Annotated in this window: 10 protein-coding genes; 2 read left to right on the top strand and 8 right to left on the bottom strand. The window is 54.0% G+C overall.

Annotated features, from left to right (window positions below; genetic code table 11):
• Positions 1-311: 311 nt before the first annotated feature.
• The 7 genes from pilQ to IPG22_12470 all read right to left on the bottom strand — a co-directional run bounded on the left by pilQ (position 312) and on the right by IPG22_12470 (position 8605).
• Entirely contained in the window at positions 312-1982 is a 1671-nt protein-coding gene (gene pilQ, locus IPG22_12500) for a type IV pilus secretin PilQ (protein MBK6589106.1), read from the bottom strand.
• Positions 1983-2054: 72 nt separating this feature from the next.
• Entirely contained in the window at positions 2055-2795 is a 741-nt protein-coding gene (locus IPG22_12495; GenBank protein MBK6589105.1) for a hypothetical protein, read from the bottom strand.
• Positions 2796-2825: 30 nt separating this feature from the next.
• A complete protein-coding gene (pilO, locus tag IPG22_12490) occupies positions 2826-3542 on the bottom strand; it encodes a type 4a pilus biogenesis protein PilO (protein ID MBK6589104.1) in 717 nt (238 codons plus the stop codon).
• Between the two features lie 35 nt (positions 3543-3577).
• On the bottom strand, positions 3578-4309 hold the full coding sequence (locus IPG22_12485; protein MBK6589103.1) for a PilN domain-containing protein: 732 nt from the start codon (positions 4307-4309) through the stop codon (positions 3578-3580).
• Between the two features lie 5 nt (positions 4310-4314).
• A complete protein-coding gene (pilM, locus tag IPG22_12480; GenBank protein MBK6589102.1) occupies positions 4315-5364 on the bottom strand; it encodes a type IV pilus assembly protein PilM in 1050 nt (349 codons plus the stop codon).
• A gap of 433 nt (positions 5365-5797) precedes the next feature.
• Positions 5798-7327 (bottom strand): DASS family sodium-coupled anion symporter, encoded by a 1530-nt coding sequence (locus IPG22_12475; protein MBK6589101.1) that lies wholly within the window; start codon positions 7325-7327, stop codon positions 5798-5800.
• Between the two features lie 54 nt (positions 7328-7381).
• Positions 7382-8605 (bottom strand): acyl-CoA dehydrogenase family protein, encoded by a 1224-nt coding sequence (locus IPG22_12470; protein MBK6589100.1) that lies wholly within the window; start codon positions 8603-8605, stop codon positions 7382-7384.
• A 291-nt stretch (positions 8606-8896) separates the two neighbouring features.
• On the opposite strand from IPG22_12470, the gene IPG22_12465 reads away from it, so the two are divergent.
• A complete protein-coding gene (locus IPG22_12465) occupies positions 8897-10078 on the top strand; it encodes a phosphotransferase family protein (protein ID MBK6589099.1) in 1182 nt (393 codons plus the stop codon).
• A gap of 4 nt (positions 10079-10082) precedes the next feature.
• Positions 10083-12617 (top strand): glycoside hydrolase family 9 protein, encoded by a 2535-nt coding sequence (locus tag IPG22_12460; GenBank protein MBK6589098.1) that lies wholly within the window; start codon positions 10083-10085, stop codon positions 12615-12617.
• Positions 12618-12633: 16 nt separating this feature from the next.
• Here IPG22_12460 and preA read toward each other — a convergent pair whose 3' ends face one another.
• Positions 12634-13881, bottom strand: a complete 1248-nt coding sequence (preA, locus tag IPG22_12455) for an NAD-dependent dihydropyrimidine dehydrogenase subunit PreA (GenBank protein MBK6589097.1) — start codon at positions 13879-13881, stop codon at positions 12634-12636.
• Between the last annotated feature and the right edge of the window lie 38 nt (positions 13882-13919).

The raw sequence follows: 13919 nt of genomic DNA, 5'->3' as shown, positions 1-13919 counted from the left end.
AAAACGTTCGACCAATCTCGCATTTACCTCTACCAATCCGCACATTTTGGCCCGACAAACCCGCTTATTCCTTTGACCAATCAGGCCACTTTTCACATTTTCATGCAATGAACAGGGCGTTTTGTTTAAAGTGTGAAACGTTTCACACTTTTGATCGGCTAAATTCGTCCTCAGATAAAATTACACATTTTATTTCCCCCAAAAATTAACCGCGAGCTTCGCCCCGGGCAAGCGGGACGCTCGCGCTCCAGTCAAAAAAAGGCTGCCCTTGCGGACAGCCTTTTGGAAGGAAACAATTACTCGTTATGCGATCATTCTTTTGGTTTGATCGGCGAAGCTGGGCCTTCAGGAACTGCAAGGCCTGGTGACTGGAGGACGATCGGACCTGGTGTAGGAACCGGTGTCGGAGCCGAGTTCGACGCAGGATTGCCCATCGGCACTGGCTGCGAGATCACCGGTCCTCTCGGAGCGGTTCCGCTCTGGATCTGTGCGTTGTAGTCAGGACGCGTGATCCGCGGCGTAATGAAGAAGAGGATCTCGTTGGTGTTACGCTGAACGCCTTTTCTCTTGAACAGGTTACCAAGCAGCGGGATGCTAGCGAGACCCGGCGTGCGGTCCTGGCTTTCGCGTTCGTCGTCAAACAGAACGCCGCCGACAACCGTCGTACCGCCATCGGGAACGGTGACCTGTGTGGTCATGCTCTGCGTATTGATGGCTGGAGCAGCTCCGGCTGCGATCTGGGCAGTCGAGCTGTTTTCGGCAACCACGTTCAAGATAACTGTTCCCAGATCGGTGATCTGCGGTGTGATAGCTAAGCGAAGCGGCACATCGATGTATTCCGTCGTGGCAACCACGGCGGATCCGCTACCGGAATTCGGCTGGATGGTCGTGATCGGGATCTGAGTGCTGTTCTTGATCTCCGCCGGACGGTTGTTGAGAGCGGTCACACGCGGCGTCGCGATCACCTTCACCTGACCCTTCTTTTCACCGGCCGTGATCAGAGCACTGAGCTGAGCGGTTCCGAAGATACCGGTTGTCAGGCCGATCGCCGTGTTGGCGATATTGGACATAAGATCGTTATTGATCGAGCCGATCGGCAATCCGCCTGGGATCGGCAGGGTCGTCGTCGCACCCGGAAGTGTTCCGATCGAACCGCCGCTTCCTCTGCCGCCGGTCACGAGGCCTGCAAGCTGCACGCCGATATCACGGCTGAAGCTGCGCGAAGCGACAACGATACGTGCTTCTATCTCGACCTGCGGTTCTGGCTGGTCGAGAATAGCGATGAGCTGTTTGACGGCTGCCAGGTTTACCGGAACGTCCGTGATGATAAGCGAGTTGCTTCGCGAATCTATTTCGATCGAACCGCGACGAGACAGTCTTCGCTTAATGATCGGCAGCAATCCGTCGCCGCCGGACATACTTCCTGAGGCTCCGGACGCACCACCGCCTGCGTTTCCGCTGTCGGTTACGGTTCCACTGGTCGTGGTTCCAACCTTTAGAGATCCCGATGCCGTCGCATAGTTCAAGCGAATGAGTTCCGTCTGAAGCGGCGAAGTGTCGATCTGATTATTCTGACGCTCGCGGAGAAGTGCTCCTTCGCTTGCCAGGACTGTTCCGGAAGCAACGCGAAGAATGTTCCCGTTGACCTGAACGCCCAGTTCCTGAGCCTGCAGGATCGAATCGAGAGCTATGTTCCACGGAACATCTTTCACCTTTACCGTGACCGGCGTTTCCTTGACCGATTTGTCGATCACGAAATTGATGCCGTACTGGTCGGTGATGTAATTGAGTATTTCCCGGACATCGGCATTTACAACGTTGAGATCAATGACCTCGCCCTTGAATCCCGGGTCGCCGTACATTTTACCCTGGTTCTGCGGATCAACTTTTTGAGCCGAGATCGATAAGGCAAATGCTGTGACTAGAACTAATGCGGTAACGATCTTGGTGACCGTAACGCGTGTGTTGATAAGAGAATTCATTGTTTCCTCCGTAACTGGATCAAATCGTTTCTTTTGTGCAAGAAATCGAAACTTAAGTGGGACTTGGGAAAATTATTTTTTATTCTTCGCTACCTTGGCCGGTTTCTTCGCGATCTTGGTTGGCTCTTTCGGCGCTTCGGGCTGCGAGTTCATTTCATCGACCGGCGAGAGAAATGGGTTAGATGGTTTGACCGGCTTGGCATCCTTTCCGCTCGCTGTCGTGTTGCTGGCGGTTTCGGCCGGCTTATCCACCGGCGGCGGAGCGGCAGCAGTGGTCTCGGCCTTTGCTCCGAACTGCCTCAGTCCTTTGTTCTCGACCGACGCGATGAACTTTCCTTCGGCGACCTTGGTCACCTTCTTAAAGACAAGGCGGTTCTCATCGACAGCGACAAGCTGCCCGTCGAAGAATTTCTCGCCCGGATAGATCGTGTAAGAGAGCTTGATGGGCGTTGCTTCGACGATCGCAGCGTAGCCGCGAGGCGTTTTGAAGATACCTGTCACCGCCATTTCATTGAGCGTCAAAACGCTCGTGACCTTTGGCATCGGTGCTCCGTTTGCAGCAGCAGTCTCGCGAAGACGCTTGAAATACTCAATGCGTGCCTCGACCGACGGCGGTGCGTAGGGAATGACCGGCTTTTCGACCTTCACAGGTTTTGGCTTTGGCGGCACGACAACCTTTGGCTTCATAAATCCGGGCTTCTGGAACGGATCACGCTGAGCTGCGACCTCTGAAAAGGTTCCGCTCATGACCACGAACGCTGCGGCGCACGCGGCAAAGCTGACAAAGCGTTTTAATGTCGATGTGTTCATCATGGCTTTTTCTCTTGGGTTGGGTAGTAAAAACTATTTAGCTGGAGCTGCTGCAGGCGGGGCACCCTGAACTGCGGGAGGACGTGGACCGGCTGGTGCGGCGGCACCGGGAGCGGCTGGCTGTCCGGCCGGCGGCGGAACACTCGGTGCACCAGGTGCTCCCGGAGGGCCTGCCGGTTTAGGATTCAGATCGTTCGGGCCTGCGTAATAGGCTGTAAGCAGGAACTGAGCATGTATCGTCTTGGCATCTGTCTGCTTTGGCAGCTGATTGATCTTAAAATCGGTGATCGAGACGATTCTCGGCAGTTTTGCCATCGCGTCAAAGAAAGAACGCAGGTTGGTAAAGTTACTGTCCACCTCGACCTCGACAGGCTTAGCCATGATACCGTCCTGATTTCCCTCATCGCGAGGGTTAAATCGCATAACGGTCAGGCGGGAACTGTTAGCGGTGTCCTGCAAGCCCTGGAGAACATTGGTCAGTTCACGCTGTTCAGGCAAAAGCACCTTGAGTTCTTCATATTCCTCGGCCTTGCTGGCGTACAGAGCACGGAACTCATTGATACGCTGGGTCGCAACGCGTGCCGTCTCGTTCTTGGCCGTCAATGCCGCAACTTCGTCCGACAGCTTTGCTGTTTCAGCTCTCGTTTCGCTCGTGTAGAAATACCACACGCTCGTGTAGAGCAACGCCGCAACGGTGACGTGCAACATCAACTGGAAGTGCCACTTTAGATTTGTGATTTTCTCTAACATTTCGTTTTCCCTTTTATATTTGCTTGGTCAACCGATCAATTCTTTGCGACCTGAGGCGGACCGGCGGGCTGTCCAGCCGCAGTGGCCGGGCCCGAGGCAGAAGCGGTCGTCGGAGCGGTGCCATTGTTGGCTCCCGCCGCCTTTTCAGGCGTGTAAGCGGTGCGGATCTTGAATTGTACGATCGCTACTTTCGGACGTTCACCCGTGTCGCCGGGCTTCATCACGGCATTTTCGTTGGTGATCTCATTGCGGGTCGTCTCGATATTCAAGTTGGTAAAGAGTCCGTTCGAAAATTCGAGACTTCGGCCGAATTGCGTGACCTGAGATTCGTCAGGCGAGCTGCCGGAAACAACGATACCGTCCTTTCCCTGCTCGATGCTCTCGAGATAGAGCCCCGGGAACATCGCGATCCTTTCTCGCATCGCGTCCAGCACCGCCTGCGGGCCGGCCTGCGAGGCTCGCAGCTTTTTGATCGCTTCGATGCGGGCATCAATGCCGGCGATCTTGCCTTCGAGCTCTTTCTGTTCGTTCATCACGACTTCGAGTTCGGCAGCGATCGTCTTTTGTTCGGCGAGTTGACGCTCAGCTTCAGTTTTGGCCATTTGCGAACTGATCACATCCCAGCCAATAACGGCCGCAAGGAGAACAAACACGACCACGGACGTCAGAGCAAGGCGTGAAGCCGGGCTTGAGACCTTGCGATCGACAGCAACGATGGCTCCGTTTTGTCTTTCAGTAACAGAATTTAGTAGGTTGATCTTGATCATTGTTGTTACACTCCCCTAACTGCCAAACCGACGGCCACAGCCATTTCGGGCACGATCTCTCTAAGGTAGTCCGGGTCAAATTTCTTGCCATCGACCTTGATGTTTCGGAACGGATCGAGGATCTCGACCGGCAATTCAAGACGGTGCGAAAGTTCCTCGGCCAAACCGGTCAGCTTAGAACCGCCGCCGGAGATGAGGATCTTCTGCACGACTGTCTCGTTATCCTCGGTCGTTGCACGGTAAAAATCGAATGTTTTCTGAATTTCCATCGCGACGATCTCCGTCACGTTATTCATGAGCGGCTCGATAGATTTTTCTTCGATCCCGTCGACAGCGTCGACAACGCCGCGTTTGACGGCTTCAGCCTGTTGAAAATTCAGTCCGAGGCTTCTCTGAAGCACATCGGTGAACTGACTGCCGCCAACTGTGATGTCACGCGTAAAGAGCGAACGCGTTCCCTTAACGATGTTTACGTTCATCGTGGAAGCACCTATATTAAGGAGCGTCACGACCTGGTCGTCGGTCGGGTTGTAGTTGACTTCGTAGCAGTTCTGGAGAGCAAATGTGTCAACGTCGATCACAACCGGTGTTTTACCGGCCAGCTGGATCGCTTGTTTGATATTGTCGATGCGCTCGCGTTTGCAGGCTGCGATCAAAACATGTGTCGAGTCAGGCGTTTCGGCGGTCACCTGATAGTCCAGGCTGACGTCGGCGAGATCATAAGGGATATGCTCTTCAGCGTGCCAGTCGATAGATTCTTCTAGTTCTTCGCGGGTCATCGGCGGCAGAACGATGTTCTTCAGGATGACCGAGTGGCCGCTGACGCCGGTAACGACATTCGTCGCGGTAACCTGATGGTTATTACAAAGGCTCTGGATAACGTCCGAAACGACGTTCAGCTCCATGATCTGACCGTCGATGATCGTGTCGCCGGGCAGATTTTCAAAGCCAAGGCTCACCAAATTCAAATTGTTCAGCTTGCCTTCAAGCTCGACCATCTTTATCGAACTGGAACCGATGTCCAAACCGGCAATGCTTTTCTTTTTACCGAACATTATTTTTCTTGCTCCTTGTTAGCATCCGTCCGGATGCTTTCTTACCCGAAAAGTTTTCTTATTTTCCCACCCGCATCTGCGATCTTATTTCGAGGATTTTGCCACCAGCCGTTAGACCGAAAAGTAAGGAAGTTCGCTTCAAGGCAGGTCAACTCTGAGATGTGTGTCAAAACCGCATTTGTCGGATGTTTCGGTCACGAACCGTGACTCGCGTGGAACCTAACTTCAGAAAACTTTGCCGCTTCTGGTGGCGAAGGTGAGACGGTGGATATGCCGTCACTCTATAAAATTTACAGTAACGCTCAACGTCTGTCAACAATTTTTTACGTTGTTTAACGCAGAATGATAGGAATGTATTCAGCCTGATCGATAGCCATCGATCAAATTGAACGATTTATGATTTGGAATTGGTCAAACTAATGTCTGCGGCTCGCTATCGGAGGTAGCCGCCGAGAGTCCAAACGGTGGCGATGATCACTATCGATCCGACGATATCGAGCAGTATTCCGTAGCGCACCATCTTCATCAACGGAATATAGCCCGAGCCGTAAACGATCGCATTACACGGCGTCGAGACCGGAAGCATAAATCCGAGGCTCGCGGCAAGCGTCGCTCCAAGTGCCGGGATGAAAGGGTCAGCATTCTGCGATTGGGCGATAGCGATGACCACAGGAACCACCATATTGGCGGAGGCGGTGTTCGATGTCGTCTCGGACACAATGACCGCAACGAGGACGGATGCAACGAGCAGCCCGAAACCACCTGAAAAAGGAAGGATCTCCGTAAGGCCGCGTCCGACCGCCTCGGCAAGACCCGTCTGAAACGAGAGAACACCAAGCGCAAATCCGCCGCCGTACAAAAATATAACGCCCCAGTCTATCTTCACCGCATCGGCCCAACTAATAGCTTTTTCCCCGGTTTCATCGCCGGAAAGAACGAAAAGCAGCATTGCCCCGATGAGAGCACCGACCGATTCCGGTAAACGGCTGTTAAGCACCTTATACTGCGCGCTCTGTTCGCCCATCACGAGCGCGATAATGCCGGGAACGATCCAAAGAATGACCGTTACACCAAATGCTATCGCTACCGATCGCTGCCCGCGCGTCCACGGGCCGAGTTTATCGCGTTCGGCCGCCAGCATTTCGCTGCTGCCTGAGATGACCTTCACACCTGCCGGCGCGAGCTTGTTTAAGTAGAACCAAAGAAACAAAAATAGAATGACGACAACCGGCACGCCGATCTGCATCCAGTTGAAGAACGAAATATCCGTTCCGCCGAGGCTCCTGATAAAGCCGATGCCAATAACATTCGGCGGCGTTCCAATTGGTGTCGCCACCCCGCCGATCGACGCCGAGAATGAGGTCATCAACATCAGAGCGGTCGCGTAGCTGGGGTTGATCTTAATACCCGTCTCTTTTTCCTGCCGTTTTAAGAAAGAGATAATTGACAGGCCGATCGCGAACATCATTGCCGTGGTGGCCGTATTCGACATCCAGCCGGACATGAACGCGGTCACCGCTCCGAATGCGAACAAGATGCGCGACGGACGACCGCCAATGACCTTCCACGACAAAACGGTGAAAGCTACGCGCTTGTCCAAATGCCGGACAAAAAGCGCCCGTGCGAGAATGAACGACCCGATAAACAGAAAGATAAGCGGATCAGCGAAAGGAGCAAAAACCGTCTTAGCATCCGCTACCTGAAAAACAACCGCCGCCGCCGCTCCCAGCAAGGCCGTCGCCGTCATTGGCAGCGTCTCGCACAACCAAAGTACGATCACCGCTGCCATGATCGCCGCAAGGCGGTGTGCCTCAGGTTTCAGATCGTGAAACGGGAAAAAAAAGATAGCCAGGAAAACAGCCGGCGCTAGAAAATATCCGGCACGCTTTCGATAAGCCTCAAATTTAGCCTCGCCTGCACTGATCGTCTCAGGCGGCTCGAATGATTCTTCTATTGCTGGCATAGATCGTTGTCAGTGTTCGTTGGCTTTTCGTATCGTTGTCTTAGCGTTGTCGCATCATCTATGGGCTTGCTGAGGATCTACAACGGACGGCTTACCCTTGAGTTCCATTTTCGCCACCGATTCCAGATGCACCTCGTCCGGCCCATCCGCGAGCCTTAGGCTGCGCGCATATATCCAAGCCTGAGTCAGCGGATAATCCTGGCACACACCTCCTCCGCCGTGAACTTGTATGGCACGGTCGATGACCTTTAATGCCATCTTTGGGGCGACGGCCTTGATCATAGCGATTTCGCGGCGGGCGGCTTTGCTGCCAGCGGTATCCATCAGCCAGGCAGTGCGGAGAACGAGAAGGCGTGCTTGATCGATAGCACAGCGGGCCTCCGCGATCCATTGTCGGACGACGCCTTGGTCAGCGACAGGTTTGCCAAATGCAACCCGTTTTTTTGCACGCTGACACATCAACTCGAGCGATCGCTCGGCCACACCGATCAAACGCATACAGTGATGAACACGCCCCGGCCCGAGCCTTCCCTGTGCGATCTCAAAACCGCGTCCCTCGCCGAGCAGGATGTTCGACTTCGGAACGCGTACATTAATAAATGATATTTGCGAATGCCCGTTCGGTGCGTCGTCGAACCCGAAAACCTGCAAATTCCGCTGAACGATGACACCCGGCGTGTCCATCGGAACAAGTATCATCGACTGCTGTAAATGCTTCGGGGCGGTTTCGTCGGTCTTGCCCATAAAGATCGACAGCTTGCACCGTGTGTCACCGCCGCCGGTCGACCACCACTTCTCGCCGTTCAGAACATAGTCGTCACCGTCGCTGACGATCGAAGCCTGAATATTCGTCGCATCCGACGAAGCCACATCCGGCTCGGTCATTGAGAAACACGAGCGTATCTCACCATTCAAAAGCGGCGTCAGCCATTTCGCCTTCTGATCATCGGTGCCATATAAATGAAGCACCTCCATATTTCCCGTGTCCGGCGCCGAGCAGTTAAAAACCTCGCTCGCCCACGTCACGCGGCCCATGATCTCCGCCAACGGAGCGTATTCCAGATTCGTCAACCCTGACTCACTCGGCAAAAACAAATTCCAAAGCCCCGCTGCCTTTGCCTTGTCCTTCAACTTCTCGATCAACTCCGACGGAGCCCAGCGGTCGCCCGTTCCGATCTCCTCACCGTACGCCGTCTCGTTCGGATAAATATGCTCATCCATAAAGGCGTTGAGACGTGTTGAGATTTCAAGTGTTTTTTCTGAAGGTTCGAAATTCATGCTTCCAAAAGTACCACGATATTATTATTGTTCGAAAATTACGCTGCTCCATCTGTAGGGAAAACCTCTCAAACGATATTTTTTCTATGGATTGCAATATTTCTCTTGACTATTTGTTTTATTTATGCAACACTGTTTCAGCTTACGGATATTTGAAAACTAAATGGCTGATCTACAAGTTTGCTTTCGGCAAGGCAATACCCAATAATCTTCAGAAATTCGGCGCGTTTTATTTGAAGTTTTTGGTTCGTTTTCGGTGGCCTTCGATCACCGCTTGAGAAAAAATATTGTATGGCAGAAACCAACGCCGTCAGGCCCGGAGAAGAGATAGATGTGGTACGTCTGGCCGCGTTCCTCAGCTCAGAACTCGGACTCGACACGGATGAAATTGATGTAGAGCAATTTCCCGCCGGCAGTTCGAACCTGACATATCTCGTTCGCGTGGGACGCACAGAGTACGTTCTCCGCCGTCCACCGTTTGGCAACACGGTCAAATCGGCTCACGATATGCACAGAGAGTTTGACGTGCTCTCAAAGCTTTCGAAGGTCTATCTTCCGGCACCGAAACCGCTGATCTTTGCCAGGGACACATCGATCATCGGCTCCGAATTTTACCTGATGGAACGCCGCGAGGGTTTGATAATCCGGGGAAAGATCCCAGGGACGCATGCGAGCGAAGCCGCAGTCACAATGCAGAAGCCCGCACGAAGTAAGGGCTCTCTCGAGTCATCGGACCATGATGAAAATTCCTGTGACGCGAGATCAAAAGCCCCGACACGGACGAAAAGCGAGTTCGAAAATTCCCACGAGTTTCGCCAAAAGGTCTGCCGAAGTTTCATCCAAAACCTCGCCGACCTTCACTCGCTCGACTTCACAACGGCGGGCCTCGAAACTCTGGGACGCTCCGAAGGTTACAACCGCCGCCAGGTCGAGGGTTGGACAAAACGCTACTTCGCCGCCAAGACCGACGAGCACCCCGAACTCGAATCTGCGATCGCCTGGCTCAACGACAACATCCCGCCGGAATCCGGCGCGTCACTGATACACAACGATTACAAATTCGACAACGTCATGCTCGACCCGACCAACCTCACGCGCGTCACTGCCGTGCTCGATTGGGAAATGGTCACGATCGGCGATCCGCTAATGGACCTCGGCACTACACTCGGCTACTGGATGTCCAGTGACGCGCCGGAATGGCTCATGAACATGCCCTTCAACCCACGCGTCCTGATGGAAAATATCACCCGCCGCGAACTCGTAGAAATGTACGCCGAAGCCCGGGGACACAACGTTCCCGACATGCTCTTCTACTACACCTTCGGCACCTTCAAGATCGCAGTGATCGCTCAGCAGATCTACGCGAGATACGTAAAGGGTTTCACCAGGGACACAAGGTTTGCAGGATTCGACAAATTCGTCGGAGAGTTGGGACGCATCGCTGCCGGGGCGATCGAGAGAAAAAGTATTTGATCCGATGAAACTACTATCCGCGTCCATCGCCGTTTTCTTGCTTGCCGGTTCGATAGTCGCGCAGACGGCATACATCCGCGTAAACCAAGCAGGCTATCTCCCGGGCGATACCAAAACCGCCATAGCATTCTCAAAAGAGCCGATCGCGGGTAAGTTCTCTGTCAGGGAAATACCAACGAAAGCGGTAATTATCACCGGCGACATTCGCCCGGCTAACAATGCAAACTGGGACGCACCGTTTCCAAACCATTACACGCTCGATCTGACCCCGCTGACAAAAACCGGCAGATACTTAATCGAACTTCCCGATACAGCGACTCGGTCACAGGAATTTTCGATCGGCCCCTATCCCGGCTATCACGAAGACCTCCTGTTTTTCATGCGTCAGCAGCGATGCGGTTACAACCCGTTTCTCGACATGGTTTGCCATCAGATGGACGGGCGTTCTTTCAATGGGCCGATGCCGGATGAGACGTTCGTTGACGCAAGCGGAGGCTGGCACGATGCCGGCGACCAGCTCAAATATCTGATCACGGCAAGTAACGCTACCGCTCGGATGCTGCTCGCGTATGAGTTGGAAAAGGCAAAGTTCGGAGACTTCGTCGATGACATGGGACGCGACGGAGCCAACGGAATTCCCGACATCCTCGACGAAGCAAAATGGGGCCTCGACTGGATCCACAAGCTCCACCCGAAAGCCGATCAGCTTTTTCATCAGGTTGCCGATGACCGTGACCATCGCGGATTCAAGATGCCGAACAATGACAATGCGGATTACGGTTGGGGAGCGAACAGTTATCGGCCAGTCTATTTTGCCGACGGCAAGCCGCAGGGTCTGAGCCAGTGGAAGAGCAAGTCAACCGGCGTCGCAAACATCGCGGGCCGCTCAGCCGCCGCGATGGCAGCCGCTTATAGGATCTGGAATTCCGACGCCAGAGATAAGGAATATGCCACCAAATGCCTGAAGGCAGCAGAACAGCTTTACGCAATGGGCAAACGGCAAGAGGGATTTCAGCAGGGCAATTCGTTCGGCGCCCCGTACCGCTACAACGAAGATACGTGGGCGGACGATATGGAATACGGTGCCGCCGAGCTATACAAAACCACCCGAAAGCCCGCCTATCTTGCGGACGCGATCAGATACGCCAAGCTCGCCGGAACGACATCGTGGATGGAGTTTGAAAACTCAGAGATGGGACCGGAAATGTCGCGGCATTATCAAATGTATCCGTTCACCAACGTCGGACATTTCGCTCTCTACCCGCTCGTCGACGCCAAGACAAAACGCGAATTAGCAGGTTACTACCGCAACGGAATTGAGCGGATCGTCGAACGCGGCACGACCAACACCTACGGCATCGGCGTACCGTTCCTTTGGTGCTCAAACAATCTGGTGGTTGCGTATATCACGCAGGTCCACCTTTACGAACTAATGACCGGCGACAAGAAATATCATGCATCGATGATCGCCCACCGCGACTGGCTGTTCGGGCGAAATCCGTGGGGCACGTCGATGTTCGAGGGGCTGCCGGTTGGCGGCGATTTTCCTGAGGATACTCATCTGCCGACAACTCAGCTCTTGAAAAAACAGGTCCGCGGCGGCCTGGTCGACGGTCCGATCGCCGCCTCGACCTACAAGGGCCTGATCGGCCTGACGCTGACAAAACCAGACGAATTCGCCGCCTTTCAACCGCGTGACATCGTCTACCACGACGATGTCGGCGACTATTCGACCAACGAACCGACCATGGACGGAACGGCGGATGCGATACTGATGATGGCGATGTTCAGCGAACGAGCAAAACCGGCAAAGCGTGCCGAGGCCATTCCCAATGCCAAATTCACCTACGACCAGGGCGGCATTACACGCGGCGACAGATCGTCGAAACGAATGGCACTCGTGTTGACAGGCGACGAATTTGCCGAGGGCGGAACCGTAATCGCCGACACTCTCAAGAAGCATGGCGTCAAAGCTTCGTTCTTCCTGACCGGACGCTTTTACCGCACCCGCACGAACCGTCAGATCATCGATCGGCTGGTAAAAGACGGGCATTATCTGGGGCCACATTCCGACCAGCACCTGCTGTACGCTGACTGGAATGACCGCAAAAAACTGCTCGTCACCCGCGACCAGTTCGAGCGGGACCTGAATGACAATTACGCGGCAATGCGGCCTTTCGGGATCGACCGCACGGAGGCAACGCTTTTTATGCCATCGTACGAATGGTACAACCAGGAGATCAGCGACTGGACAGCGGCGAGGGGATTTCGGCTGGTAAACTTCACTTCGGGCATGCGTTCGAATGCAGATTACACGACCGACGACGATAAGAATTACATCTCGAGCGATGCGATCATGACGAGGATAAAAGAATACGAAGCGAAAGATCCTAACGGCCTCAACGGATTCATTCTGCTAACCCACATCGGCTCCGGGCCGAAGCGGACGGATAAATTTCACGACCGTGTTGACCATCTGATCGAGTGGCTTAAAACCAAGCAATACGAGCCGGTTCGTATTGATGAACTGCTTAAATAGCTTTGATCTTTGACAACTAATTCCCCGCCGTCCGCTCACGCCAACTCTGCGTCGGGCCGCCTTCGTCAACGCGGATCATTGAGATGGCTCGGGGCGATGGGCAGACCAACGCACAGAGGTTGCATCCGACGCATTCATCCTCGACTACGAACGGGAAGCGCTTGCCGTCGACTTCCTCGAACACAAAGCTTTGATGGGCTCCGTCTTCGCAAGCGACGTAGCAGAGATTGCACTGGATGCAGTGTTCCTTATTGACGCGGGCTTTGACGTCGTAGTTGAGATCGAGATTGCCCCAGTCGGTTACGCGGTGGACGGATTTGCCGATGATGTCGCCCACGGAGGCGTAGCCTTTGTCGTCGAGGTAATTGTTGAGGCCGTCGATCATGTCCTCGACTATGCGGTATCCGTAATGCATCACTGCGGTGCAAACCTGGACGTTTCCGGCTCCGAGCAGCATGAATTCGACCGCGTCACGCCAAGTGTTGATACCGCCGATGCCCGAGATCGGAATATTGAATTCGGCATCGCGGGCAAGCTCCGAGACCATGTTCAGAGCGATCGGTTTAACCGCCGTCCCGCAATAACCGCCGTGGGCTGCCATGCCGTTGACGTTTGGGTACGGGATTAGCGTATCGATGTCGACGCCCATCACCGAGTTGATCGTATTGATCAACGAAACCGCATCCGCACCGCCTTTCTGAGCAGCCCGGCCGGGCGGCACGATGTGCGTGACATTAGGAGTGAGTTTGACGATGACGGGCAGGTCGGAGACTTCCTTGACCCATTCGGTGACCATGCAGGTGTACTCCGGAACCTGGCCCATCGCGGCTCCCATCCCGCGTTCCGACATACCGTGCGGGCAGCCGAAATTGAGTTCGAAACCATCGCAACCAGTGTCCTGTGTACGCTTAGTGATCTCCTGCCAGGCTTCTTTTTTTGACTCGACCATCAAAGAAGCGATGACGGCGTGATCAGGATATTTTTTCTTGCATTCGTAGATCTCTTTGAGATTTACCTCAAGCGGTCGATCCGTGATCAGCTCGATATTATTCAGCCCGATCATCCGTAGCGGCCCCTGATCCAGCGAAGCCAGCCGCGAGGAAACATTGGTAATAGGCTCACCCAAAGTCTTCCAAACCGCACCGCCCCAACCGGCGTCAAAAGCCCGCTCGATCATCGACCCCATATTGGTCGGCGGCGCGCTGGCAAGCCAGAAAGGATTGGGAGATTTAATGCCTGCGAAGTTTGTAGTTAGGTTTGCCATCTTAATTAATAATGGCGTCTCCGATTCAATCATTGGTT

This window comes from Acidobacteriota bacterium (genome assembly GCA_016703965.1).
Taxonomy (GTDB): Bacteria; Acidobacteriota; Blastocatellia; order Pyrinomonadales; family Pyrinomonadaceae; genus OLB17.
This window is presented reverse-complemented; position numbering and strand designations above follow the sequence as displayed.